The sequence below is a fragment of the Desulfotomaculum sp. OF05-3 genome (genome assembly GCF_003435535.1).
GTDB lineage: Bacteria > Bacillota > Clostridia > Lachnospirales > Lachnospiraceae > Pilosibacter > Pilosibacter fragilis.
In genome coordinates this window covers 1-25,284 of sequence record NZ_QWGO01000001.1, presented here as the reverse complement: position 1 = coordinate 25,284, position 25,284 = coordinate 1, and the positions used below count along the sequence as shown (strand labels likewise).

The 25,284-nt window shown below is 50.7% G+C and carries 20 protein-coding genes and 1 other annotated feature; of the genes, 14 read left to right on the top strand and 6 right to left on the bottom strand.

All coding sequences use genetic code 11. The features are described 5' to 3' along the window. Nucleotides 1–349: 349 nt before the first annotated feature. The 4 genes from DXA87_RS00110 (at nucleotide 350) to DXA87_RS00095 (ending at nucleotide 5,098) form a co-directional block, all read left to right on the top strand. On the top strand, nucleotides 350–1,786 hold the full coding sequence (locus tag DXA87_RS00110; protein ID WP_117484046.1) for an FAD-binding oxidoreductase: 1,437 nt from the start codon (nucleotides 350–352) through the stop codon (nucleotides 1,784–1,786). Between the two features lie 208 nt (nucleotides 1,787–1,994). Beyond that, complete coding sequence (locus DXA87_RS00105; protein WP_015554780.1) at nucleotides 1,995–3,131, top strand: acyl-CoA dehydrogenase family protein; 1,137 nt, start codon at nucleotides 1,995–1,997, stop codon at nucleotides 3,129–3,131. A 137-nt stretch (nucleotides 3,132–3,268) separates the two neighbouring features. Further along, entirely contained in the window at nucleotides 3,269–4,045 is a 777-nt protein-coding gene (locus DXA87_RS00100; RefSeq protein WP_117502934.1) for an electron transfer flavoprotein subunit beta/FixA family protein, read from the top strand. A gap of 84 nt (nucleotides 4,046–4,129) precedes the next feature. After that, nucleotides 4,130–5,098 (top strand): electron transfer flavoprotein subunit alpha/FixB family protein, encoded by a 969-nt coding sequence (locus tag DXA87_RS00095; protein WP_117502933.1) that lies wholly within the window; start codon nucleotides 4,130–4,132, stop codon nucleotides 5,096–5,098. A 378-nt stretch (nucleotides 5,099–5,476) separates the two neighbouring features. On the opposite strand, the gene DXA87_RS00090 is transcribed toward DXA87_RS00095, so the two are convergent. Continuing rightward, a complete protein-coding gene (locus DXA87_RS00090) occupies nucleotides 5,477–8,170 on the bottom strand; it encodes a transglycosylase domain-containing protein (protein WP_117502932.1) in 2,694 nt (897 codons plus the stop codon). 303 nt (nucleotides 8,171–8,473) lie between these two features. On the opposite strand from DXA87_RS00090, the gene DXA87_RS00085 reads away from it, so the two are divergent. From DXA87_RS00085 to DXA87_RS00075, 3 genes are all read left to right on the top strand, one after another. Continuing rightward, on the top strand, nucleotides 8,474–9,127 hold the full coding sequence (locus tag DXA87_RS00085; protein ID WP_117484051.1) for a YigZ family protein: 654 nt from the start codon (nucleotides 8,474–8,476) through the stop codon (nucleotides 9,125–9,127). Nucleotides 9,128–9,474: 347 nt separating this feature from the next. Further along, on the top strand, nucleotides 9,475–11,316 hold the full coding sequence (gene typA, locus DXA87_RS00080) for a translational GTPase TypA (protein ID WP_117484052.1): 1,842 nt from the start codon (nucleotides 9,475–9,477) through the stop codon (nucleotides 11,314–11,316). Between the two features lie 249 nt (nucleotides 11,317–11,565). Further along, nucleotides 11,566–12,042, top strand: a complete 477-nt coding sequence (locus DXA87_RS00075) for a DUF523 domain-containing protein (protein WP_117484053.1) — start codon at nucleotides 11,566–11,568, stop codon at nucleotides 12,040–12,042. 295 nt (nucleotides 12,043–12,337) lie between these two features. On the opposite strand, the gene DXA87_RS00070 is transcribed toward DXA87_RS00075, so the two are convergent. After that, nucleotides 12,338–12,802 (bottom strand): methylglyoxal synthase, encoded by a 465-nt coding sequence (locus DXA87_RS00070; protein ID WP_117502931.1) that lies wholly within the window; start codon nucleotides 12,800–12,802, stop codon nucleotides 12,338–12,340. A 414-nt stretch (nucleotides 12,803–13,216) separates the two neighbouring features. Beyond that, nucleotides 13,217–13,444 (top strand) — a binding site (T-box leader). 230 nt (nucleotides 13,445–13,674) lie between these two features. Between DXA87_RS00070 and pheS the strand changes: the two genes are divergently transcribed. From pheS to DXA87_RS00050, 4 genes are all read left to right on the top strand, one after another. Continuing rightward, the gene (pheS, locus tag DXA87_RS00065) at nucleotides 13,675–14,697 is read left to right on the top strand and encodes a phenylalanine--tRNA ligase subunit alpha (RefSeq protein ID WP_015554773.1); all 1,023 of its coding nucleotides are present in this window, start codon (nucleotides 13,675–13,677) and stop codon (nucleotides 14,695–14,697) included. Between the two features lie 18 nt (nucleotides 14,698–14,715). Beyond that, nucleotides 14,716–17,130 (top strand): phenylalanine--tRNA ligase subunit beta, encoded by a 2,415-nt coding sequence (pheT, locus tag DXA87_RS00060; RefSeq protein WP_117502930.1) that lies wholly within the window; start codon nucleotides 14,716–14,718, stop codon nucleotides 17,128–17,130. A 230-nt stretch (nucleotides 17,131–17,360) separates the two neighbouring features. Next, on the top strand, nucleotides 17,361–19,040 hold the full coding sequence (locus DXA87_RS00055; RefSeq protein WP_117502929.1) for a GspE/PulE family protein: 1,680 nt from the start codon (nucleotides 17,361–17,363) through the stop codon (nucleotides 19,038–19,040). A gap of 22 nt (nucleotides 19,041–19,062) precedes the next feature. After that, nucleotides 19,063–20,118 (top strand): type IV pilus twitching motility protein PilT, encoded by a 1,056-nt coding sequence (locus tag DXA87_RS00050; RefSeq protein WP_117503068.1) that lies wholly within the window; start codon nucleotides 19,063–19,065, stop codon nucleotides 20,116–20,118. Between the two features lie 553 nt (nucleotides 20,119–20,671). On the opposite strand, the gene DXA87_RS00040 is transcribed toward DXA87_RS00050, so the two are convergent. The 4 genes from DXA87_RS00040 to DXA87_RS00025 form a co-directional block, all read right to left on the bottom strand. Further along, entirely contained in the window at nucleotides 20,672–21,058 is a 387-nt protein-coding gene (locus DXA87_RS00040) for a hypothetical protein (protein WP_021750121.1), read from the bottom strand. A 240-nt stretch (nucleotides 21,059–21,298) separates the two neighbouring features. Next, on the bottom strand, nucleotides 21,299–21,727 hold the full coding sequence (locus DXA87_RS00035; RefSeq protein ID WP_223474528.1) for a hypothetical protein: 429 nt from the start codon (nucleotides 21,725–21,727) through the stop codon (nucleotides 21,299–21,301). Further along, a complete protein-coding gene (locus tag DXA87_RS00030; protein WP_117502928.1) occupies nucleotides 21,658–22,458 on the bottom strand; it encodes a helix-turn-helix transcriptional regulator in 801 nt (266 codons plus the stop codon). The genes DXA87_RS00035 and DXA87_RS00030 overlap by 70 nt, the downstream gene beginning before the upstream one ends. Nucleotides 22,459–22,541: 83 nt before the next feature. Beyond that, on the bottom strand, nucleotides 22,542–22,931 hold the full coding sequence (locus tag DXA87_RS00025) for a hypothetical protein (RefSeq protein ID WP_117502927.1): 390 nt from the start codon (nucleotides 22,929–22,931) through the stop codon (nucleotides 22,542–22,544). 504 nt (nucleotides 22,932–23,435) lie between these two features. On the opposite strand from DXA87_RS00025, the gene DXA87_RS00020 reads away from it, so the two are divergent. The 3 genes from DXA87_RS00020 to mobV form a co-directional block, all read left to right on the top strand. Further along, on the top strand, nucleotides 23,436–23,849 hold the full coding sequence (locus DXA87_RS00020; RefSeq protein WP_117502926.1) for a cysteine-rich VLP domain-containing protein: 414 nt from the start codon (nucleotides 23,436–23,438) through the stop codon (nucleotides 23,847–23,849). 111 nt (nucleotides 23,850–23,960) lie between these two features. Continuing rightward, nucleotides 23,961–24,356 carry a replication initiator protein A gene (locus tag DXA87_RS00015; protein ID WP_117502925.1) on the top strand — a complete coding sequence of 132 codons (396 nt, stop codon included), beginning with the start codon at nucleotides 23,961–23,963 and terminating at the stop codon, nucleotides 24,354–24,356. Between the two features lie 185 nt (nucleotides 24,357–24,541). Beyond that, nucleotides 24,542–25,284: MobV family relaxase (mobV, locus tag DXA87_RS00005; protein ID WP_117503066.1), on the top strand; the 743-nt coding region annotated here is incomplete at its 3' end.

The window sequence follows — 25,284 nt, the reverse complement described above, 5'->3', positions numbered from 1 at the left end:
GGGAACCATGACTATGATATAATTCTAACAATCCTGACAAAAATCAGACAATCTGTGCGAAATTTGCGCAAAGAAAAACAAAAAGTCTTGACAAAAATCCGGGACAGCGATATCCTTGTATTGGAAAAAATACACTGCTTATTGATAGCAGTTATTTTTTAGAACGAATTGGTTCTACCAATAAAGAGAAAACAATCAACATTGTGCGCAATAAACAAACAAATGTGCATGGTGTTTAAAATATATCATAATTGGTACTACCAATATAAAAGAGAATCAATTGCATTACACAAAACCGCACATGTGTCATATGGGTGGCGGCAATATATGAGAAGAGGAGAAAGCAAACATGGCAAAGAAGTATAATGAGGTAACGCCTGAGATCCTGGAACAGTTCAAAGCGATCGTTCCGGGAAAAGTATACGCAGGCGAAGAGATCAACAGTGACTATTTCCACGACGAGATGCCGATCTACGGAAAGGGCGCGCCGGAGGTCGTGATCGAGGCGACAACCACAGAGGACATCGCGGCTATCGTGAAGGTCTGTTATGAGAACTCCCTCCCGGTGATCCCGAGAGGAGCAGGAACCGGTCTTACCGGCGCGGCAGTAGCTGTAGATGGCGGGGTCATGATCGACATGAGCAAGATGAATAAGATCCTTGGCTATGATCTCGAGAACTTCGTAGTCCGCGTGGAGCCGGGCGTTCTGTTAAATGACCTCGCTGAGGATGCACAGAAGCAGGGTCTCTTATATCCGCCGGATCCGGGTGAAAAGTTTGCGACTCTCGGCGGAAATGTTTCCACGAACGCAGGCGGCATGCGCGCCGTCAAATATGGATGCACAAGAGATTATGTGCGCGCCATGACCGTTGTCCTTCCGACCGGTGAGATCGTAAAGCTGGGCGCTACCGTCTCAAAAACAAGCACCGGCTACAGCCTGTTAAACTTAATGATCGGTTCCGAGGGAACCTTAGGTATCATCACAGAGCTCACCTTAAAGCTCATCCCGGCACCGAAAGAGACCATCAGCCTGATCATCCCGTATGAGAACCTGGAAGACTGTATTGCGACGGTTCCGAAATTCTTCATGAACCACTTCCAGCCGCAGGCACTGGAATTCATGGAGAAAGAGATCGTTCTCGCTTCCGAGCGCTACCTTGGAAAGAGCGTATTCCCGAAGCAGGTCGAGGGTGTTGACATCGGCGCTTACCTTCTTGTGACATTCGACGGCGACAACATGGAACAGCTGGAGGAACTCACAGAGCAGGCGGCTGAGGTTGTTCTCGACGCGGGCGCTGTGGATGTTCTCGTTGCTGATACCCCGGCGAAGAAGAAAGACGCATGGGCAGCGAGAAGCTCCTTCCTTGAGGCCATCGAGGCGGAGACAAAGCTTCTCGATGAGTGCGACGTCGTCGTTCCGGTCAACCAGATCGCGAAATATCTGACATACGTCAAGGGAGCGTCCGAGAAATATGACTTCGAGGTCAAGAGCTTCGGACATGCAGGCGATGGAAACTTACATATCTATACATGCGCGAACGACATGGATGAGGAGACATTCAAGAAACAGGTTTCCGAGTTCATGGCAGACATCTACAGGAAGGCAGCAGAGCTGGGCGGTCTGATCTCCGGTGAGCACGGAATCGGCTTTGGAAAGAAAGGCTATCTTGCAGAGTTCGCAGGTCCGGTGAACATGCGCCTGATGCGCGGCATCAAGGAGACCTTCGACCCGAAGATGATCTTAAACCCGGGCAAGATCTGCTATGATCCGAAGGAAGAGGCGTAAAGTATTCTGTTTAGCCCCGGCAGCAGTCCTTTTCCTCCCCGTGAGACGGCTGCCGTACACCAATATATTTATTGACACTGTCTGCCGGCCGGCAATCTCCCCCGTGAACCGGCCGGCGCAAATAAAAAAGAAAGGAAAGCTGCTGTCCGGCAAGCCCGCATATTTTCCAGGGCGGCCGCAGAAGACATAGCAGCAAAGGAATTTCATTATGGCATACTTAATTTCTGAAGAGGCGCAGGATCTCCTGCAGGACGTTAAAAATTTCTGTGACAAAGAAGTTGCAGAGCAGTGCAAGGAATACGATGTTTCCGGCGAATGGCCGAAGGCAATTTATGATAAAGCGGTCGAGCAGGGCTATCAGGCTCTCGAGGTTCCGGAAGAGTTCGGCGGCCCGGGCCTTTCCCGTGTGGATGTAGCTGCCCTTATCGAGCAGATGGCAATCGCGGACGCAGGCTTCGCCACAACGATCTCCGCCAGCGGTCTCGGCATGAAGCCGGTTCTCATCGCGGGCAGCGACGAGCAGAAGCAGCATGTCTGCGATCTGATCCTCGACGGAGGCTTCGGTGCATTCTGTCTGACAGAGCCGGGCGCAGGCTCCGATGCCAGCGCAGGCAAGACCACAGCGGTGAAAGACGGAGATGAGTATGTATTAAACGGCAGAAAATGCTTCATCACGAACGGCGGTGTTGCTTCCTTCTACTGCGTGACAGCCATGACCGATAAATCCAAAGGGGTAAAGGGAATCTCCATGTTCCTGGTAGATGCCGGAACTCCGGGTCTCTCCACAGGACATGAGGAGAACAAGATGGGTATCCGTACCTCCAATACCTGTGACGTTGTATTCGAGGACTGCAGAATTCCGGCAGCGAACCTCATCGGAGAGGAAGGAAAGGGCTTCGGAATCGCCATGAAGACTCTCGACCAGGCCCGCGCATGGATGGGCTGCGTTGCCACAGGTATCGCCCAGAGAGGCATCAACGAGGCAGTCGCATACGGCAAGGAGAGGATCCAGTTCGGCAAACCGATCATCAAGAACCAGGCATTACAGTTCAAGGTAGCCGACATGGAGATCAAGACAGAGACGGCCCGTCAGATGGTTGCCCATGCTTTAACAAAGATGGATATGGGACTTCCGTACACGAAGGAATCCGCTATCGCGAAATGCTATGCGTCCGATATCGCAATGGAGGTTGCTTCTGAGGCGATCCAGATGTTCGGCGGTTACGGCTACAGCAGAGAGTACCCGGTCGAGAAGCTTCTTAGAGATGCGAAGATCTTCCAGATCTTTGAGGGAACCAATGAGGTACAGAGAATTGTTGTGGCAAACAACGTGATAGGAAAGTAAAAGCAATTTGCGCGTAAAGGCAAATGAATGGCGGAGAAACGGCTGTGAAAGCCGCAAAATTTCGAGATATTACACCGGTCCGGCAGTATCCGTGAAGAACTGGTTCTGCCGGAACCGGACGAATTTTGGAGGAAGACATGGAAATTTTAGTATGTGTAAAACAGGTTCCGGACGATTCCGTTGAGATCTCCCTGGATCCGAAGACAGGGGCACCGGCTCTTGACGGTGTGACACCGGTAGTAAACGCATTTGATACATATGCGCTGGAGATGGCAGTCCGCTTAAAAGAGGCGGCAGGAGGAGAGGTGACCGTTCTTTCCATCGGCGATGAGAGCGTTAAGAACTCCTTAAAGAACTGCCTGGCAGTGGGCGCTGACTACGCGTACCTTGCGGCAAATGACGCTTACCAGAGCGCTGATCCGGAGATCATCGCAAAGGAACTGAAGGCTGCGAAGGAAGCCATCGAGGAGAGGACAGGAAAGAAATTTGACATCGTGTTCTGCGGCAAAGAGACCACAGATTTCGCTTCCGGACAGGTGGGAACGATCCTGGCGAAGGAGCTTTCCGCTCCGGTAACAGCAGATGTCGTTGATATCACAGCAGGAGAGGGAAAAGTGACAGTAAAGCAGGAGACGGAGGAAGGTTACTGCATGATCGAGTCAGGGCTTCCGTGCGTTGTGGCTGTCAATAAGCCGGAGTATGACCCGCGCTATCCGACGATCAAGAGCAAGATGGCAGCGAGAAAGAAACCGATCGAGGAGCTCGCCGCAGAAGAGGCAGGAGCTGCACAGGTCGAGGTCCTCAGGGTCTACGCACCGGCAAAGAGAGCCGCAGGTGTGAAGATCAAGGCAGAAGATCCGGCGGAGGCGGTAAGCCAGGCGCTCGCCATGATGAGCGAAGCAAAAGCAATCTGATGAATGCTGGATCGGCAGAACCGGCTTTGGCCCGCACAAAACGTGAATGTCAGCCGGAATTAAGCATGGAAGGAAATTGAGACGATGAAATATACAGATGGAAAGAATATCATGGTCTACGCCCAGAGCGCAGACGGTGCACCGGTCGGTGCAGCACTTGAGACAGTCAGCAAGGCCGCAGAGCTTGCAAAGGCAAACGGCGAGGAAGTGATCGCTGTTGTATTTGGAAAGGACACTGATACAAAGACCGTGATCACAGCAGGAGCTTCCAAGGTCCTCGTGGCAGGTGAGGAAGGACTTCCGGCTGAGGAGAAGGCACAGATCCTCGTAAAACTTGCGGAGAAATATCAGCCGAAGGCAGTCTATATGGCAGGAACCCCGGAGGGAAAGATGATCGCCCCGGCAGTCTCCGCAGTCTTTGAGTCCGGCTGTGTGACAGATGTGACAGGGATCACTGCAGACGGCGTTTACACATCCCTTTCTTACAACGGAAATGTACTGAATGACATGAAGATGGGAGAGAACCTTCCGCATGTTGCGACCGTACGTTCCGGTTCCTTCGCAAAAAATTTAGACGAGAGCAGAACCGGCGAAGTCATCGCTGAGGACGCCTCCGCAGACACAGTCCGCACAAAGGTCGTTGAGACAGTAAAAGAGATCGCAGAGACCGTAAACCTCGAGGAAGCACAGATCATCGTATCCGGCGGAAGAGGAATGGGCAGCAAGGAGAACTTTGCCCTTGTGGAAGAGCTCGCGGAGGTCATGGGAGGCGTTGTGGGAGCCACCAGACCCGCAATCGAGGAAGGCTGGGTATCCAGAGCCCACCAGGTCGGGCAGTCCGGCAAGATCGTCGCTCCGAAGCTCTACATCGCATGCGGAATCTCCGGTGCCACCCAGCATGTATCCGGCATGATCGGTTCCGGTTATATCGTAGCCATCAACAAGGATGAGGATGCGTCCATCTTTGATGTGGCAGATGCGGGAATCGTCGGGGATGTCACAAAGATCCTTCCGGTGATGATCGAAGAGATGAAGAAAAGAAAAGCGGAATAAAGGTCGTATTTACAAAAGCCATGATGTAAATAGAGAGAGTCCCCCGGTATTAAAGCTGGGGGATTTTTCAGCAGTATAACTTTCTGAGCGGTGCTTTGCAGCTTATTACTATTTGCGAATCAACAGAGAATTTTATCGACTATAAATTCGCCGCAGGCAGTGTCCGGAATCTTATAAAATTCGTAACTGTTCAGTACCTTCACAGTTACATGCAAAAATCCATTCCAAATCGGCTACGCCGATGGGATTTTTGCCTTTTAGCCTAGGTTTTCTTACGGTCAGCGCAGCAAGTGCGCAGACCTACTGAACAGTTACTAAAATTCTATAACAATACGCCAGATAGAACTCAATCTATCCGGCGTATTGCTTTACTTAGGATTAGTTATATCCAGGTCCCACAGGAATATATACCTGGTCAAGCGGCGATTTCGGCGCTGCTTTTGTGGTCTCCGGAACGGTTTCCGGAACAGTCTCGTCCTTTGTGGAACCCAAGTTCTCAGTGTCTTCTTCGCTCGGAAGAACAACGGAGGTCGAGCTGTGGATCGTGCAGGTTCCCGGAGAACGGTACTTAGAATCATCTGTTCCGCCGGATTCGCCGTCCGGAATCACCATGAAGGTCCTTGTATTCTTCTCCGGGCAGTATTCCGTTGCAAGTCCGCCGGACTCGCTGCACACGGTCAGCTGTACATGATGGTCGCAGACCTCTGTTGGAACAGTTCCCTTTGCGAAGTACTCGGTGTAAACGGCGTTTCCTCTTGGATCATTCTCGCAGACACCGGGGATCGCAAGCTTTCCGGATTTCCGGCAGATCTGGGCAGTTGTGACGGAGGACGGAACCGGGAAACCGGTGTCCGCAAGCCCCTCATGGATCTTTGTCATGATCGCTTTCCAGATCTTCTTGTGGTAGGAAGTACTGCTTCCGATGGCTGAGATCTTCTGGTTATCGTCACATCCGGACCAGATTCCCGCCGTGTAGTACGGGGTAAATCCGACAAACCAGATATCGTTATTGTTTGTTGTGGTACCGGACTTACCGGCGTTGGACATTCCCGGAATATTTGCCACGGCACTTGTGGAGTTCAAGCTGACTCCGGAGGACGCGAACATGCGGCTGCTTTCCATGGACTGGGACATCGCGTCCGTGAGAAGGAATGCGGTGGAGTCCTTAAGTACACGCTTTGTCTCCGGCGCATTTTCCAGAAGCACTTTTCCGTTGTGGTCCAGGATCTGGGTGAAGAACACCGGTTTCGTGTAGATACCGCCGTTTGCGATGGCCGCAAAGGCATTGGTGAGCTCCAGGTTTGAAACGCCCTTTGTGATACCGCCGAGAGCGGTGGAAGCGTTGTAGTCCGTATCTGTTAAGGAAGTGATCCCTAAGTTTCTCGCGTATTCCACGCCGAGCTGCGGTGTCACAGTCTCGATCATGCAGCGGACGGCAACAATGTTCATGGAGTAGACGATACCGTCACGGATCGTGCTGTAGCCCATGTAGCCCTTGCTGCTGTACCAGTTCCGGAACGTCTTTGTGCCCATGGTGTACGGGCCGTCGTAGTAGACACTTCCCAGGGTAGCGCCGCAGGTATCGATCGCCGGGGCGAAGGATGTGATGACCTTGAAGGTGGAACCAGGCTGGCGCAGGGTGTTTGTGGCACGGTTTAAGGAACGGCTGACCTCTTTCTGGCCGCGGCCGCCGCTGAGCGCCTTCACATAGCCGCTGGACTGGTCGATGAGGACGAAGGACGCCTGAGGCTGAAGTACATAGTGGACAGATTCGCCGAGAACCGTATCCCCGTCTTTTGTCACTGCAGCCTTGTATTTCGCGATGGCCTCATCCGCCTTCTCCTTTGAGGAGAAGAGACCGTCGAAGTTTGTCTCACCGAGTTCCTTGCGGAAATATGTTTTTAATGTTTCATCGGAATAGTTCGTCGTTGTCTGGTCGGCATGCTGGATCGACAGACGGTAGTCGATCGAGTAGTAGACAACGTCGTAGTTTTCCGGTCTGCTGATCTCTTCATCCACCACGGACTGGATATCCGGATCCTGGGTGGTGTGGATCTCAAGACCGCCGGAGAAGAGGAGATTGTAGGCCTGCGTCTCCGTGTAGCCTTTCTTGTCCTGCAGGGCTTTTAATACCTGATCGATCAGCTCGTCGGTAAAGTAGGAGTACGGCGTCTGGGTCTCTTTTGTGACGATATCCACATTTTTGATCCGGGAGTAAACGTCATCGGCAAGAGCCTCCTCCTGCTCTTCCTTCGTGATCTTTCCCTGCTCGTACATGTACTGGAGGATCACGCGGCGCTTTTCTTCGTTGCGTTTTCTTCCGTTCTCGGAGAGCGGGTTGAATCTCGACGGGTTCTGGGTGATTCCGGCGATGACGGTCACTTCGGAGAGTGTAAGGTCCGAAACATCCTTATCAAAGTAACGGAGAGCCGCCGCCTTTACGCCCAGAGTGTTGTTTCCGAGGTTGATGGTGTTTAAGTAGTTTTTGAGGATGATTTTTTTATCCATGATCTTCTCTAACTGGATCGCCAGATACTGCTCCTGGATCTTTCGCTCAAGCTTCTCCCCGAAGGTATCCTCATTGCCGCCTTCAAAGATATTGTTTTTAATGAGCTGCTGGGTCAGGGTACTTCCGCCGCCGGCACTGGAGTCACCGGTAATGATTCCGACGGCCGCACGGACCATGGAACGGACATCAACGCCTTTGTGGGACCAGAACCTGGAATCCTCGATCGCGACGAAGGCGTCGATCAGGCACTGGGGAAGTTCCTCGTAGGATGCCTCAAGACGGTTTGCTCCTGATTTTACGAGCGTTTCCGTGAGGTTTCCCTTACTGTCATAGACCATGGTGGCATAACCGCTTGGCTCGATGCTCGCTACATCGATCTCCGGGGCCGCGTCGATAACGCCCTTGAAGATTCCGTAGCCGAAGCTGATTCCAAGCACCGCTGCAAACAGAACCAGGATCAGGATGATCTTTGTGAGAAGAAGCACCAGATGTGAGGTGATCTTCTGTGATCTGGAATTTGTCTTGCGGAGTGTCTTTTCCACCTCGTTTTTTCCATAATTCATTCAGGATGCCTCCTTTATCATTCCCTAATTATAGCAAAGTTTCATTCATTTATAAATAGTTATTGTGGAAAAGTTTGGTTTGTATTATGATATTTTTGACCGCAAAGTGGGAAAATATGAAGGAAAAATTACATTTTGTGGTCGGAATCGTCAAAGACATGACAAAAATATGAATGACAGGGATATCTTTCCGCAATGCGGAATTATGAGGGTTGCCTGTCCGGTTCTGCCCGGAAACCGGAAATAACGGAAAAATATACGGGACGGACAGCAGGTTTGGACGGGATATGAAGGAGAGAAGATATGGCTCTTGACAGCGTGAAAATTTTATACAAAGGCGGCACAGCGGAGATCGAAGTGAAGAAATCCCGCTTTATCGCGAACCTGAAATCGGTGGAGTCCGAGGAGGAGGCAGCGGCGTTTATCGCCGAGATCAAAAAGAAATACTGGGACGCCCGCCACAACTGCCAGGCCTTTACCATCGGCATGAACCACGAGCTCACAAGATGCAGCGATGACGGGGAACCGGCCCAGACGGCGGGACGGCCGATGCTTGACGTGCTTTTAGGCGAGGATGTCCACAACGTCTGTGTCGTCGTGACGAGATATTTCGGCGGGACCCTGCTTGGAACAGGCGGTCTTGTGCGGGCTTATTCCGGCGCTGTGAAGGAGGGACTTGCGGCTTCCGAGATCGTCGAGAAGAAGCGCGCCTTTGAGATGAAGATCGTGACGGACTACACAGGTGTCGGAAAGATCCAGTACATTTTGGGACAGGAAAACATGACGGTGTTAGACAGCGTGTACACGGATAAGGTGGAGTTTTCCGTTCTCGTCCCGGTGGCAGAGTACGATGGCCTGGAAAAGAAGATCACCGAGGGGACCAGCGGCGGCGCGAAGATCGGGAAGGGCGATGAGGTGTGGTACGGCACACTTAATAAGGAAGTGATTCTGTTTTAACTGCCGGCCGGGGCATCAGTCTGCACATACAGAAGTTATGTCTTGAAGGGGATATCAGGCTGATCCTTGAATGCCGCAGCAAGCCAGTATAAACGGGGGTTCTGACATTTCGAATGGGTGAGAGAAAACTAACTGCCGATTGGACAGAAAAAAACACACAGAAAAGGCAGATCTGCCCCGAATTTTGAAAGATTATATATTGCATTTTGATTTCATGAATGCTATAATTTTGAGTCGGTAATGCAAAAATTAGGAAATGTAGTGTATACAATGTAAGATGACTGTGCAAAACGGGTCGGGAAATGATCGGTGAGAGGACAGTTATAGATGAAGAAAGAGGATTGATTATGAAGATCAAACGCGAAGATATCAGAAATATTGCGATCATCGCCCACGTTGACCATGGTAAAACGACCCTGGTAGACCAGTTATTAAAGCAGAGCGGCGTATTCCGTGCAAACCAGGAAGTAGAAGAGCGTGTCATGGACTCCAATGACATCGAGAGAGAAAGAGGAATCACCATCCTCTCCAAGAATACAGCCGTATTCTACAAGGGTGTGAAGATCAACATCATCGACACCCCAGGTCATGCGGACTTTGGCGGCGAGGTTGAGCGTGTCCTTAAGATGGTAGACGGTGTTGTCCTTGTTGTCGACGCATTCGAGGGACCGATGCCGCAGACGAAGTTCGTTCTCCAGAAAGCACTTGACCTTGACTTAAGAGTTATCGTCTGCATCAATAAGATCGACCGCCCGGAGGCAAGACCGGAAGCAGTGATCGACGAGACTCTTGAATTATTCATGGATCTCGACGCATCTGATGAGCAGCTTGACTGCCCGTTCGTTTACGCGTCTGCCCGTGCAGGCTTCGCAAAGAAAGAATTAGATGATCCTGAAGTGGATATGAGCCCGTTATTCGAGACCATTATCAACTATATCCCGGAGCCGGAAGGTGATCCGGAGGCTGAGACCCAGGTCCTTATCAGCACCATCGACTACAACGAGTTCGTAGGCCGTATCGGTATCGGTAAGATCGACAGCGGTTCCTTAAAGTTAAATCAGGACTGCGTGATCGTAAACCATCATGATCCGGATAAGATGAAGAAGGTTAAGATCGGTAAGCTCTATGTATTCGATGGCTTAAAGAGAGTCGAAGTACAGAACGCGACCATCGGTGAGATCGTAGCGATCTCCGGTATCCCGGATATCCATATCGGTGATACCCTCTGCTCCCCGGAGAAGCCGGAGGCGATTCCGTTCCAGAAGATCTCCGAGCCGACGATCTCCATGAACTTCATGGTAAATGACAGTCCGCTGGCAGGTCAGGAAGGTAAGTTCATTACTTCCCGTCACCTCCGCGACCGTCTGTTCCGTGAGTTAAACACGGATGTCAGCCTTCGTGTAGAAGAGACAGAGTCCGCAGACTGCTTCAAGGTATCCGGCCGTGGTGAGCTTCATCTGTCCGTCCTGATCGAGAACATGCGCCGTGAGGGCTTTGAGTTCGCTGTCAGCAAGGCAGAGGTTATCTACAAATACGACGAGAGAAACAGAAAGTTAGAGCCGATGGAGCTCGCTTACGTTGATGTTCCGGATGAGTTTACCGGAGCTGTCATCCAGAAGCTTACAAGCAGAAAGGGTGAACTTCAGGGGATGAGTCCGACAAACGGCGGTTACACAAGACTTGAGTTCTCCATCCCGTCCAGAGGTCTCATCGGTTACCGCGGTGAGTTCATGACAGATACAAAGGGTAACGGTATCCTGAACACAAGCTTTGACGGATACGCTCCGTTCAAGGGTGAGTTAAGCTACAGAAAGACAGGCTCCCTGATCGCGTTCGAGGCCGGTGAGTCCATCACCTATGGTCTGTTCAACGCCCAGGAGAGAGGTACCCTGTTCATCGGACCGGGCGTAAAGGTTTACTCCGGTATGATCGTCGGACAGAGCCCGAAGGCGGAGGATATCGAGATCAACGTCTGCAAGACAAAGAAGTTAACAAATACACGTTCCTCCAGCGCCGACGAGGCATTAAAGCTTGTTCCGCCGAAGATTATGAGCCTGGAGCAGTGTCTGGATTTCATCGATACGGACGAGCTTCTTGAGATCACACCGACAAGCCTTCGTATCAGAAAGAAGATCCTTGATCCGACCCTCAGAAAGAGAGCAATGATCAGCAAGAAGAGCCAGATGTAATCATTGATCACCATCTGCGCGGAAACCTACGAAGATAGGATCACGAAGACGCAGCGTGATCTTATGAAAAGATAGAAAGAAAGCAGGACCGCTTCCGCATGAAAAAGTGTGGGACGATCCTGCTTTTATCATACAGCCGGATTGAGAGAAATAAGAAACCTGTGTGATGATTCCTGCCATTTGAGCAACAGAATGTGTTGATGCAGGAGCCTGGAACTCTGTCCGGCGTGCATTGAAAGAGGGAGAATTATGCTTCAGATATTGATCAGTGCCTGTCTCATCGGCGAAAACTGCAAGTGGGACGGCTCGAACAACCGCAATCAGGATGTGCTCGATTTTATGAAAAAAATGGAAGGAAAGGCAAAGTTCCATCTGGTCTGCCCGGAACAGGCGGGCGGACTTCCGACCCCGCGGGCAGCCTCCGAGATCCATATGCCGGACGAGGCGGTCATGAACACGGAAGGCGAGGACGTCACGGCAGAATTCCTCCTCGGCGCCGACTTCGCGCTCCGGGAGGCGAAAAAATATGACTGCACCATCGCGATTTTAAAAGAAAGAAGCCCGTCATGCGGCTCAAACGGCATCTATGACGGAACCTTTTCCCATAAACTCCGCGAGGGAATGGGAAAGACTGCGGCCCTGCTTGCCGGGTATGGACTGAAAGTGTACGGGGAGAGCCGGCTGAAAGAACTGGAAGCAGTGATCAACAGCGGAGAGCTCACTTGATGGTTTAGAGGTTTAAAAATAAGAAAAATATAGGTAACTGTTCAGTAGGTCTGCGCACTTGCTGCGCTGACCGTAAGAAAACCTAGGCTAAAAGGCAAAAATCCCATCGGCGTAGCCGATTTGGAATGGATTTTTGCATGTAACTGTGAAGGTACTGAACAGTTACAAATATAGAATTATTTCTTAGATCTGTGTATATTTAAATACTGGCAAGCAAGAAAAGCAGAAGAACATCCACATTGAATGTTTTTCTGCTTTTTCTGATATCTGTGCCGCCTGGTTGAAATCAATAATCTTACAGCGTCTTCGCCCTGTCCGCGATCGCCTCATGGAAATTAATGACCCGGTGGTCATATGTCTCGTTCACAAGCGGGGAGGAGATCATGAAATCTGCCGTTGCCTTATTGTTTGCGATCGGGATGTCGTAGACCTGGGCGATACGAAGAAGCGCCTTCACGTCCGGATCGTGGGGCTGGGCAGTCAGGGGATCGGAGAAGAAAACAACGAAGTCGATGCGCCCCTCCACGATCTTCGCGCCGATCTGCTGGTCACCGCCGAGAGGACCGCTGTTATAGCCCTTTACCGGGAGACCGGTGGCTTCGGTGATCATTCTCGCGGTAGTTCCTGTGCCGCACAGGAAATGTCCCTTTAAGATCTCTTTATTTGCCTCGCACCATTCGATCATCTCATGCTTCTTACTGTCATGGGCGATCAGAGCGATGTTTTTCTGTTTACCGATGGTCAGTGTCAGAAAATCCATAGAAATTCCTCCTTTTTGACAGGTGTTGTCTCGAAAAGACCTGCATATTGCGAATGCGAATGGATGAAATAAAAGATAATATGCAGATAATTTGCTGCCACAAGGTGATAATGCCATAAAACGGGAATTGTGTCAAGAAATGCGGGCAATGTTTCGAAATAAATTCACAGATATAAACGGAAAATTAATAAGGAAGGTTAAAAGTTACTGTACACGGGTAGGAATTTTCTGAACTGAAAATTCCGTACAGTACAGTGGTGGTAGTGGATTTTGCCGATTTGGAATGCGAAGCATCGGCAAAATCAGTTACTGTTTGCGCAAGGCGTAAACAGTAACGGTTAAAACATGGATCCATCCCGACAGACTGCCCGCCACTTGACAAATATTACGGATTGTGCTACCATCGTCAATGTGTAAAACGCAATGACAGAGACAGTACAAGGAAATTCCGGTATGACAGAGAGAAGGTTCACCGGCTGAAAGACCTTCCGAAGGAAACTTTTGTAAATTCACTCTTGAGCAGCCTGTGCGAAAGAAATTCCAGTAGTGCAGGACGGGAAGTCCCGTTACAGACGTTAGAGTGCCGCATATAAATCATGCGGAATCTGGGTGGTACCACGGAGAGTCAGCTTCGTCCCATAGCGCGGGACGGGGCTTTTTTCATGTTAACAACTCAGCCATGCGATGATTTTTCCTGAGAAAGGTGTTGCAAGCTCGCTTGCATAAGCCTTTTTCAGGAAAAATCATCATACGGGGAACGCCCCGTGCTTCTTGTTTTCGTGAAAGCGAAAACAAGAAGATATGGCCATGCAGAAAAGCCTGACCGCCGCACTGATAGATAACCAAACCATACCGAAAGAATGAGGTGGACTATGGAAGAGAAGATCAAGGCACTGAAAGAGCAGATGGAAGCCGCTCTCGGCAGTGTAGAGTCCAAGGAACAGCTTGGTGAGTTCTGGCAGAACTTCCTTGGAAAGAAAGGCAGCATTGCGGACCTGATGAAAGGTCTTGGAAGCGTTCCGAAGGAGGAGCGCCCGAACGTTGGTAAGACGATCAACGAATTTAAGAATCAGGTAGAAGCACGCTACCAGGAAATGAAAAATAAGATGGATGAGCTGGAGCTTGCAGCCCGCAACAAGAGCGAGCAGGTCGACATCACCATGCCGGCAAAGATGCGCCCGGCAGGAGGACTTCATCCTCTCACCGTCACAGAGAACGAGATGATCGATGTCTTCGCCGGAATGGGCTTCGAGATCTACGACGGCCCGGAGATCGAGGATGACGACCATAACTTTACAAGATTAAACGTTGCAAAGAACCATCCGGCAAGAGATATGCAGGATACCTTCTATGTAGCGGAAGATATCTTGCTCCGTACCCACACAAGCCCGGGACAGATCCGTGTCATGGACGCGAAGAAGCCGCCGATCAAGATGCTGGCACCGGGACGTGTATTCCGTTCCGACAGCGACGCGACCCACTCCCCGATGTTCCATCAGATGGAAGGTCTTGTTGTGGATAAGAAGATCACACTCTGCGACCTTCAGGGTATGCTGGACAAGTTCGTACAGGCGATCTTCGGAAGCGAAGTTAAGACACGTCTCCGTCCGAGCTATTTCCCGTTCACGGAGCCGAGCGTTGAGGTCGATGTAAGCTGCTTCGAGTGCGGAGGAAAAGGCTGCCCGCTCTGCAAACACACCGGCTGGATCGAGGTCCTCGGCGGCGGTATCGTACACCACAAGGTGCTTGAAAACTGCGGCATCGACCCGAATGAGTATTCCGGTCTCGCCTTCGGTATCGGTATCGAGCGTATCGCCATGTTAAAATACGGTATCAACAACATCAACCTGCTTTATGAGAATGATCTTCGTTTCCTGAAGCAGTTCAAAGGCTAATAGGGGAGGGAGAAGATCATGAAAGTACCATTTAGTTGGCTGAAAGAATATGTTGACATTGACGTGACAGCCCAGGAGTTAGAGGATAAGCTTTTCGGCTGCGGATTCGAGGTAGAGGAACTGATCGATCTCTCCGCTGAGATCGACCGTGTCGTTGTCGGTGTTGTAAAAGAATGTACCCCGGTGGAGGGAACGCATCTTTGCACATGTAAAGTAGACTGCGGCGAGTATGGAAACGATATCCAGATCGTCACAGGCGCCCCGAATGTGTATGCAGGAATGCACACACCGGCAGCCCTCGACAATTCCACACTTCCGGGCGGCATCAGGATCAAGGCAAAACCGATGCGTGGCATCGAGTCCAACGGTATGCTCTGCTCCGGTGAAGAGCTGGGCTTAAACGAGGACCTGTATCCAGGTTCTGAGGTCTACGGTCTCTTAGACCTTCCGAAGGACACCGTCCCGGGAACAGATATCGCGAAAGTCGTTGGCTTAGACGACTATATCTTCGACATCTCTGTAACAGCGAACCGTGCGGACTGCCAGTCTGTTTTAGGAATCGCGAGAGAGGTTGCCGCAGTCTTAGACAAACCGCTTAAAATGCCGGCTCTCGACTACAAAGAGAGCGATTATAAATATGAAAACCTTGACATCAAAGTAGAGGCACAGGATCTCTGCCCGCGCTACTTAGGTCATGGTGTCAGAAACATCACTCCGGGCCAGTCCCCGAGATGGATGCGCCGCCAGTTAGCACTCTGCGGCTTAAGGAGCATCAGCAATGTGGTCGATATCACAAACTACGTGATGCTTGAGATCGGACAGCCGATGCATGCTTTCGATATGAGCACCTTAGAGAGCAGCCAGATCATCGTCCGCCGCGCGGAGAACGGCGAGATGATCCAGACTCTGGACGGAAAAGAGTTCAAGTTAAACGAGAACAATCTCGTGATCTGCGACGGCAGCAAACCGGTAGCCCTTGCGGGTATCATGGGCGGCATGAACAGTGAGATCACAGAGAACACCACGCAGCTTCTCTTTGAGTCGGCAAAATTCATGCGTGACAACATCCGTAAGACAGCGAGAAGCCTCGGACAGAACACCGATGCGTCCAGCCACTACGAGAAAGGTATCGCTGAGTATACCGTAGAGATCGGTATGGCACGTGCCCTTCACCTGATCGAAGAACTCGGTTGCGGCGAGATCACAGCCAGCGCATTCGATGTGAGCGCAGGCGCACCGAGAGAAGGTAAGAAATTTACCGCGACATTGAGTGGCATCAACAAGATCCTCGGCATCGAGGTTCCGGCAGAGAATGTTCTTGACATTCTCCGCAGACTCTGCTTCGAGGTAGAGCGCGACGGTGATGTTCTTACTGTGACAGCACCGCGCTACCGTGAGGATATCGAGGTTGGTGAGCCGGATCTCGCGGAGGAAGTGATCCGTGAATACGGTTACGAGCACATCGTTCCGACCTTCTTAAAGGATTCCGCAGTTACAAACGGTGGATTAAACCCGGCACAGAAGAGAAGAACAAAATTAAAACAGGTGATGGTATCCCAGGGCTATTTCGAGGTATCCACTCTGGCATTCTACTCTGACGCTGACCTTGACGCGCTTCATATCGCTGAGGACGCGAAGGAGCGCAACGTGATCCGCCTGTTAAACCCGATCACCACAAACCTTTCCATCATGAGAACAACCCTGGCTCCGTCCATGCTGAATACCGTTGTTGAGAATGTGAAGAAGGGCAACACGGCAGGACGTTTCTTTGAGTACGCGAACGTGTACTATCCGAAGGCACTTCCGCTTACAGAACTTCCGAATGAGATTCCGCATGTGGGATTCGCGGCATTCGGTGAGGAAGAAGACTTCTTTACCGTCAAAGGAACCATGGAAGAGCTTGCAGCTTCCTTCGGCGTAAGCTTCGACTACGAGAGGGCAGAGGATGTTCCGTATCTTCATCCGGGAATCTCCGCATACATTCTCTGTGATGGCGAGCGTGTCGGTTCCTTCGGTAAGCTTGCAAACAGCGTTGCGGGTGAGTTAAAGCTCCCGAAAGACAGCAAGGCAAACAACCAGATCTATCTCGGTGAGATCGACTTCGCGGCACTTGCTTCCCATATGCCGGAAGGTCTGCGCTACAAACCGATCTCCGAGTATGACACGGTTACCCGTGACCTGGCTATGGTCGTTGACGAGGATGTAAGCTGCGGCAGCCTGATCAATGAGATCAAGAAGGCATGCAAGCAGGTCGGTGACGCAGAGCTCTTCGATATCTACCGCGGCGAGCAGCTCGGAAAGGGTAAGAAGAGTATGGCATTTAAGATCACCTTTGTCCCGGAGGACAAGGCACTTGATCCGAAGGATATCGAGAGATTCGTAAAGAAGATCCTCGGAAACCTGAAGTTCCGTCTTGGAGCTGATATCCGGTAGGATCAATGGAATATTGATCAAATGTTTGAAAAAACGGTCATCTGATGCAGGCATGAACCTGCACCGGATGACTGCTTTTTTCGCTTAAACAAAAAGGCTGGAAGATAAAAATCAGACGTTCGCCAGAAAAATTACAAAAGAACGTTTCCCTATGGTACAATACAAAAGAACATGTCTGTTCAGAAAATTGGCAGTCAGATATGACCGAATCCTTGCAGAGGTGACAAATTATGCATACAAAACGTTTAGGGGATATGCTTCTTGAGGCTGGGCTGATCACGGAGGAGCAGCTCGGCGAGGCATTAAAATATCAGGCACAGGAAAAAGAACGACTGGGAACGACTCTGGTCAAACATAACTATATAACGGAAAAACAGCTGATCGATACACTGCGGATCCAGCTTGGCATCGAATATATCGATCTCTCGAAGGTGGATATCACGCCGGAAATGTCCAGATATGTACCAAAGAACCTGGCGAAAAAGATGAATGTGGTTCCGGTCCGTGTTTCCAGGGATCAGCTCTTTCTGGCGATGGCGGATCCATTGAACTTCATGGCGATCGAGGAGGCAAAGCGCACCTCAAAAAAGAGGATCGTGCCGATGATCGCGTCGGAACCGGCGGTGAGACGTGCCATCAATGTTTTATACGGAAATGAGGGCGCTGCCCGCGCCATGGAGGATATCCGGGCGGAGACGGCGGCGACCCGGGAGACTGAGCCTCAGAGGCAGCAGGAGATCCAGGAAAATAAAACGCCGATGATCCGGCTCGTAAATTCCATTATTGAGCGCGCGGTTTCGGAGAATGCCTCAGATATCCATTTCGAGCCGACGGAGGACAATATGGTGATCCGCATGCGTATCGACGGGCAGCTGCACCGGATCATGACGATCCCGCAGGAATTAAAGGATTCCGTGGTTTCCCGCCTGAAGATCATGGCGAAGCTGGATATTGTGGAGAAAAGGATCCCACAGGATGGCCGGGCGGTCCTTCCGATGAAGGGGACAGAGTTGGACATGCGTACCTCCACGCTTCCGACGATCCACGGCGAAAAGGTCGTGATCCGAATCCTGAGAAGAAATGAGGAGACATTAAACCGGCGTGGAATTGGGATTCCGGCATCGGAGGACGCGAAGATCGATAAGCTTCTCGGTCTGACCTCCGGAGTGATCATGATCGTGGGACCGACCGGATCCGGTAAATCTTCCACAATGTACACTCTGATCCGGGAACTCCTTTCCGACCGCACGAACCTGATCACACTGGAAGATCCGGTGGAGTATCACATTGACGGGGCGACCCAGGTGCAGATCAATGAGAAGGTAGGTCTGACTTTTGCGTCGGGACTCCGCTCGATCCTGCGTCAGGACCCGGATATCATCTGCGTCGGTGAGATCCGTGACGGTGAGACTGCGGAGATCGCCATGCGCGCGGCGATGACAGGACATCTTGTGATTACCACGGTCCACACGGAGGACGCGATCTCCGCCATTGACCGCCTGAGAGATATGGGAGTTCCTCCGTATCTGATCGCGGCAGGACTCCGCGGTGTGATCTCCCAGCGGCTTCTCAGAAGAATCTGCCCGAGCTGCAAGCAGGAGACCGTGCCGTCGGAGAAGTCCCTGGAGCTTGCCGGAGTTCCGGATGTCCCGGGAAAGATCTACTGGCACGGCGCCGGCTGTGACCAGTGCTTCCGTTCCGGATACCGTGGAAGGATCGGTGTATTCGAGGTTATGATGGTTCAGGAAGAACTCCGCAGATGCATTCTTGACGGGGCGGACCGGAAACGGTTTATGGAAGCCGCGAGAGAGGCGAGTGGTTATGTGACTATGGCAGAACATGCCAGGAAGCTGGTGGATAAGGGTATCACCACCGTGGATGAGGTGATCCGGACGCTGATGACGCTGTAAAGGCATTATGAAAGGAAACGATATGTACAGAATAGAGGAACTGATCACCATCGCCTCGGAGAAGGGTGCTTCGGATGTCCACCTGATCGCGGGACTTCCGCCGAAATGCAGGATCGACGGTCTTATCACGAATCTGACGGAGGAGACTCTGACCCATGAGGACTGTGAGGAATACGGGCGCCAGCTGGCGGGGGAAGATGTATCGGAGATCCTTCATAGAGGGCAGCTGGATCTCAGTGCTGCCATCGCGGGACGCCGGATCCGTATCAACCTGTTCCGCCAGCAGGGCTCATTGTCGGCGGCACTCCGGCTTTTGAGCAGCAGCATCCCACAGCTCGATGATCTGGGACTTCCGCCGGCGGTGCGGCAGTTTTCAAGGTGGAATAAAGGGATCGTTCTTGTGACCGGGGAGACCGGAAGCGGAAAATCCACGACGCTGGCAGCGATCCTGGAGGAGATCAACCGGAAGCGGCCGCTTCATATTATTACGCTGGAGGATCCCATCGAATATGTCTACACGCCGAAGCGCGCGATCATCAACCAGCGGGAGGTCGGCACCGATGTGGAGGATTATGAGAAGGGACTCTACGCGGCGCTCCGGGAAGATCCGGATGTGATCCTGATCGGTGAGATGCGTACCCCGGAGACGATCGAGACGGCGTTGGCGGCTGCAGAGACAGGTCATCTCGTTTTTTCCACGATCCATACAAATTCCGCGGTGGACAGCATTGACCGCATCGTTGGTGTCTTTCCGGAGAACAAACAGCCCCAGATCAGGATGCAGTTATCCATGACATTAAAGGCGGTGCTGTCCCAGCAGCTTGTTCCCTGTGCGAACGGGCATGGGCGGGTAGCGGCCTGCGAACTGATGATGATCACTCCGCCGATCAAAAACCTGATCCGTGACGGCAAGACCCCGCAGATGTCATCGTTCCTGCTCTCGGGAGCGAAGGATGGATCCGTGACCATGGACCACTCGCTGATGGAGCTTGCGGGGAAGGGGATCATTATGCCGGAGACGGCGGTGGAAGCCGCGGACGATCCTGCCGGGATGAATAAGAATCTGCTGCGGTTTTAGATGGCAGAAAGGTCGCAATTGTGACGAAATTTGCGACAATTTAGCAGAAAAACATATGGAAGTTATTTACAAAATCTGTTAGGTCAGTTTACAAGGAACTACACGCAGACCACGAAACGGGGGCTGCTGACAACAAATAAAGGCTGAATATCAAGCACCGGGGAAGTGCGAGACATTCAGCCTGTTTTGTTGTCTGGGGTTTCCAAAGGGGCTTACCCCTTGGCACACGACTTTGCTTGCAAAGTGTAGTGTGTTATACGCTCTGTCGGCGTTGCTGCGAAAATGAGGTTGCCGCCGGGTCGGGCAAGGGCATTTGAAGCAGCAGGAAAACAGGGCTGTGATTGCGTGTCGTGGAGCCGCAAGCGCAGGGCTGGTTTCGTCAGCAGACAGGGCGTATATGAAAGCCCCCGTTCCTCGTCCCACGCCGGACTTCGGGACAAAATGTCCCGAACTTGTGGACACACTCACAAAAAGCAAACAGATTTTTCTCTCAAAATTGGAATGGGCGGGGAAGCCATTTTAGGGCTTTGCTATCTCCCTGATAAATGAGAAGTTAAGTTTCGTCCATATATATTTTTATCTCGATGTATTCATGATTTCTTGCATAAGCAAACGACGCTGATTTTCTGATATAGTCAAATATATTTTCGTCTAAATCTTCGTCCCATGTTGTTTCGCTGAAAATTTTATTTTCAGCGGTTGGCTTATACAAGATGACTACATGGATTTGATAAAACTCTTCATCATCATTTGAAAACTGTCGAACTAATGAAATTTGAAAAAATGGTTCTTTTGAAAAAGCAGTAAATGTTCCGGTTTCAAATAAAACCATATCTTCTTCAAGCGGTGTGCTGCACATCTGCTCAAAAACATCAACTATTTCTTCCACAGACATTTTATCCGTTATCTTATCTTCTAAAAACTTAATCAAGTTCTCCATTGATTTTCCTCCTGTAAATTCTTATTTATTGTTCTCTACTTCCGTCCCCGCTGTGGATTTGGATTTTTCAGCAAATCTGACTTATCAGTTCTTAGAAATGGGCGGGAAGCCATTTTAGGGCTTTCCCGCCTTGATTGCCCATTAGCAAAGACGGGCGGGGCTGTCAACGGCGGCGCATGAAATGCGCCGTTCATCTTGACCGTTGACTGGCTCGACTGGCTTTGCTATCTCCCCAACAAGTTATTGTTTGTTGTTTTTCCAATTATCTAAACGGGCTTGCATAGTTTCTCGCCATTCTTCACTTGGACAAGCAGTAATCAATTTTCGATACTCTTCACTTGATGGCGCTTCTATCAAATAAGACTCTACCAATTTTAGCAAATCCCACTCTACTCCATACATTCCACCTTCGGGGAAAATGTCAATCAATACGCCTACTTCTTCTCTTGTCAATGGCGTTTTTACATTGGAGAGCAATTCGTCATACATGTTGATGGTTTCTACTGTAGGGTCATCTTTCACTGCGTCTGGCATTTGACCGAGAAGTTTCAATTTTATAATTGCCTCCTGCACCTTTACTCCCTCCAATTTCTCGTTCTCTATTTTCTCCCCCGCTGTGGGTTCGGATTTTTCAGCAAGTCCGACTTCTGTGCAATCTTTTTCAGCCACTTCTTTTCTTCCTCGGACAGCTTTTTCAAATTCAGCTTGAGCCGCTTACAGATAAACGCCAAAGCCGCTTGCTCCGGGTCGCTGTCTGGACTGGCAGTTTCCTCGGCGGTCTGCAAGAAATCCTCCAGCGGATTGTCCTCCGGAACGCTGAAAAAATCGTCCTTATGGGCTTCCCGCAGGTCAAGGGCTATCTTGTTTATGTCTTGCTGTATCACATAGCGGCAAAAGCTGTCATCGTCAATATGGGCGGCGACAAGCTGCCTTAACTGCGGGTCGGACAAGCCGGGATTGTGCTGCTTCATAATGGTTGCGCTCATAATATCCACAATGGCATTTGCGCTCTGTACCTGCTTGACTGCCGTTCCGTTCACATAGATTTCAAGGTCAGCCATTAGCCGGGGGAAATCCGGGTGTACCGCCAGCTCACACAAGAGGGAAGTATCCACCCGCCCACTTTTCAATAGTTCAATCATATCATCACTCAAGCGCAGGTCTGCAAGATCGGCGTTTGGGTGATTTCTTGTTTGGGACAGCCCCAGCAGATAATCGGCAGTCACGCCGTAAAACTTCGCCAGCTTGATAATGGCATAGTGGCTGATGTCCTTGAAGTCCTTTGCTTCATAACTGCCCAGTGCAGACTTGGAGAGATTTACCTGTTCCTCAAGCTGCTCCAGCGTCAGCCCACGCTCCACACGCAGGTCTTTCAATCGTTCTTGTATGGATAGTTCCATGCTCCCCCTCCTTGTCTGCTTGATAGTCAAAAATATTTCTAATTTTCTCGCAGATAATTCACTGATATTGTCAACTGCTCATTTTACTCGGTAGCACAAAGCTCATTCATTTTTGGAATCAGTAATTTATCCATCCACTGACAAACAATCTCAAAGGTATTATCAATTTTTTCTTCATTTCCTATGTCAAGATATATTTCATTGTCTCTTAAACTGTAAAACAGCGGTTGTGTGTTGAGGTCTGGTTTGGCATAACCATAAGGGTCGTATGGACGAGTGTTGATTATATAGCAAACCTCTATACTTATGCTATCCTTTGTGTTCCCGCCGAATGAGGAAAACGCAATCATATAGGTGAAATTTTTACTGTGCCTCGTAAGTGTTTTGTCAGATTTTTTATACTTAAAGCCTAAATGTCCGTACTTTCCTTGCAACTTGTTTCCAAGTATTTGCATTGCTTCGTTAAAGTTCATTGTGCCTCCTCCATTTTTCCATCGTGAAAATGAATATATCTTTTCAAATATCCATTTATAAAGGCTTTCCTATCTCCTATTTATCACTCATTATTTCTATTCTACCACAATTCCGAGAGCGTGGAAATAGAAAGTTTTCCGGGCTGATTTCCGACTTTATGGATATACGGGGCGGGCGGTCATTTAGGTGTAGACTTATCTTAGTTCATCGATGAGCCGCACCTTGAAAAATGAATGACCGTCCGAAAAGGAATACCCCGGCAGGGGAAGCACCGCTACGAGCCACTTCGGGACAAAATGTCCCGAAGTCCGGGGAGCGTGCCTCGTCGCCACAAGCTGCGTATCATTCGCTTCCGCCAAATGGCGAAAGCTCACTCGCTCCGCTGTGGCTCCTCTCCCCACAAAGTCCAACGACTTTGTGGGGGCCCCTGTTGGGAACACGCCGCAGGAATGGGGCAGGAAGCCTTTTTGGGGAGAACGGCAACAGAAAAATGGAGGGAACACATGAGAGAGAACCCATATAAACGACTGCCGCCCATAGAGCGCAAACCGGACGGCTCCCTCTACCGTATGACGCCGGCGCAGCGGAAACAGGCAAACAGCCTGATACGCCGGGAGTGCTGCTGTTATGAGGACGGGAACTGTATGTTCCTTGACGATGGGGACACCTGCACCTGTCCGCAGACGGTTTCTTTCTCGGTCTGCTGTAAGTGGTTCCGCTGGGCGGTCTTGCCGCTGGACGGGACGCTGGAAGCGGAGATTTTCCGGGATAAGGACTTGAAACGCTGTGCGGTCTGCGGCGGTGTGTTCGTCCCTAAATCCAACCGGGCAAAATACTGCCCCGGCTGTGCCGCCAGAGTTCACAGGCGGCAGAAAACAGAAAGTGAACGGAAAAGGAGGTCTTGTGTGGACAGTTAGGGGCTGAAAAGTCCTTGATTTACAAGGCTTCGCAAGCACAGAACAGGGGCAGGCAATAGAAACTACCGTCTGCCCCCGGAAACGGGCTTCTAACCGTCCACAAAACACGATATGACAAACACTATTTATATCCATCAGCCGGAAAAGGCGGTCAGCTTTACCCGGCTTCCCAATTTCCTTTTTGAAGCCCCCACATTCACGCCACTGTCCAACGAAGCAAAGGTACTGTATGCCTTTATCCTGCGCCGGACAGACCTGTCCCGGAAAAACGGCTGGGCGGACGAATATGGGCGCATTTACCTCTACTATCCCATCAATGAGGTGGTGGAGCTGCTCCACTGCGGGCGGCAGAAAGCAGTCAACACTCTGCGGGAACTGCAATATGCTGGACTGGTGGAGATCCAGAAGCAGGGCTGTGGAAAACCCAACTGCATTTACCCAAAATCCTACGAAGCGGTTCCAAACACCGACTTCAAGAAATCCGGTTATGGAACGCCGGAGGACTGAAAACCGCACTTGACAAGTACGAAAATCAACCCTCTTGGAGTACGAAAACCGGACGGTATATAGAAATACAGAGATTAAAACGATTTTATTTATATCTTATCCATTCCTATCCTATCTGAGATATTTTCTGCGGGATTTTCCTGTGGAAAAGTCCCGGAAAGGAACGGAATGGGGAAAGGAGCAGAATGGCACAACACGCAATTTTGCGGTTTGAGAAACACAAGGGCAACCCGGCAAGGCCGCTGGAAGCCCATCACGAACGGCAGAAAGAGCAATACGCCAGCAACCCCGACATTGACACCAGCCGGAGCAAATACAACTTCCATATCGTCAAGCCGGAGGGCAGGTACTATCATTTTATTCAAAACCGTATCGAACAGGCCGGTTGCCGTACAAGGAAAGACAGCACCCGGTTTGTCGATACGCTCATTACCGCCAGCCCAGAGTTTTTCAAGAAGAAGTCGCCAAAGGAGATACAAGCGTTTTTCCAGAGGGCGGCAGACTTCCTCATCGGGCGGGTAGGCAGGGAAAATATCGTGTCGGCCGTGGTACACATGGACGAGAAAACACCCCACCTGCATTTGGTCTTTGTCCCTCTGACAGAGGACAACCGCTTGTGTGCAAAGGAGATTATCGGCAACCGGGCAAACCTGACAAAATGGCAGGACGATTTTCACGCTTATATGGTGGAGAAATATCCCGACTTGGAGCGTGGGGAAAGTGCCAGCAAGACAGGCAGGAAGCATATCCCCACCCGTCTGTTCAAGCAGGCGGTCAATCTCTCCAAACAGGCAAGAGCCATTGAAGCCACGCTGGGCGATATTACCCCGTTCAACGCCGGAAAGAAAAAAGAGGAAGCCCTCTCCCTGCTGAAAAAATGGTTTCCGCAGATGGAGAACTTCTCCGGTCAGCTCAAAAAATACAAGGT

Bases quoted from the DNA above. Each gene is read 5' to 3' on its own strand.
- DXA87_RS00075 (WP_117484053.1), top strand. From the start codon at position 11,566: ATGCTTCAGATATTGATCAGTGCCTGTCTCATCGGCGAAAACTGCAAG.
- DXA87_RS00105 (WP_015554780.1), top strand. From the start codon at position 1,995: ATGGCATACTTAATTTCTGAAGAGGCGCAGGATCTCCTGCAGGACGTT.
- DXA87_RS00025 (WP_117502927.1), bottom strand. From the start codon at position 22,931: ATGAACTTTAACGAAGCAATGCAAATACTTGGAAACAAGTTGCAAGGA.
- DXA87_RS00110 (WP_117484046.1), top strand. From the start codon at position 350: ATGGCAAAGAAGTATAATGAGGTAACGCCTGAGATCCTGGAACAGTTC.
- DXA87_RS00055 (WP_117502929.1), top strand. From the start codon at position 17,361: ATGCATACAAAACGTTTAGGGGATATGCTTCTTGAGGCTGGGCTGATC.
- DXA87_RS00090 (WP_117502932.1), bottom strand. From the start codon at position 8,170: ATGAATTATGGAAAAAACGAGGTGGAAAAGACACTCCGCAAGACAAAT.
- pheT (WP_117502930.1), top strand. From the start codon at position 14,716: ATGAAAGTACCATTTAGTTGGCTGAAAGAATATGTTGACATTGACGTG.
- DXA87_RS00100 (WP_117502934.1), top strand. From the start codon at position 3,269: ATGGAAATTTTAGTATGTGTAAAACAGGTTCCGGACGATTCCGTTGAG.
- pheS (WP_015554773.1), top strand. From the start codon at position 13,675: ATGGAAGAGAAGATCAAGGCACTGAAAGAGCAGATGGAAGCCGCTCTC.
- DXA87_RS00015 (WP_117502925.1), top strand. From the start codon at position 23,961: ATGACAAACACTATTTATATCCATCAGCCGGAAAAGGCGGTCAGCTTT.
- DXA87_RS00050 (WP_117503068.1), top strand. From the start codon at position 19,063: ATGTACAGAATAGAGGAACTGATCACCATCGCCTCGGAGAAGGGTGCT.
- DXA87_RS00040 (WP_021750121.1), bottom strand. From the start codon at position 21,058: ATGGAGAACTTGATTAAGTTTTTAGAAGATAAGATAACGGATAAAATG.
- DXA87_RS00095 (WP_117502933.1), top strand. From the start codon at position 4,130: ATGAAATATACAGATGGAAAGAATATCATGGTCTACGCCCAGAGCGCA.
- DXA87_RS00085 (WP_117484051.1), top strand. From the start codon at position 8,474: ATGGCTCTTGACAGCGTGAAAATTTTATACAAAGGCGGCACAGCGGAG.
- typA (WP_117484052.1), top strand. From the start codon at position 9,475: ATGAAGATCAAACGCGAAGATATCAGAAATATTGCGATCATCGCCCAC.
- DXA87_RS00030 (WP_117502928.1), bottom strand. From the start codon at position 22,458: ATGGAACTATCCATACAAGAACGATTGAAAGACCTGCGTGTGGAGCGT.
- DXA87_RS00070 (WP_117502931.1), bottom strand. From the start codon at position 12,802: ATGGATTTTCTGACACTGACCATCGGTAAACAGAAAAACATCGCTCTG.
- DXA87_RS00020 (WP_117502926.1), top strand. From the start codon at position 23,436: ATGAGAGAGAACCCATATAAACGACTGCCGCCCATAGAGCGCAAACCG.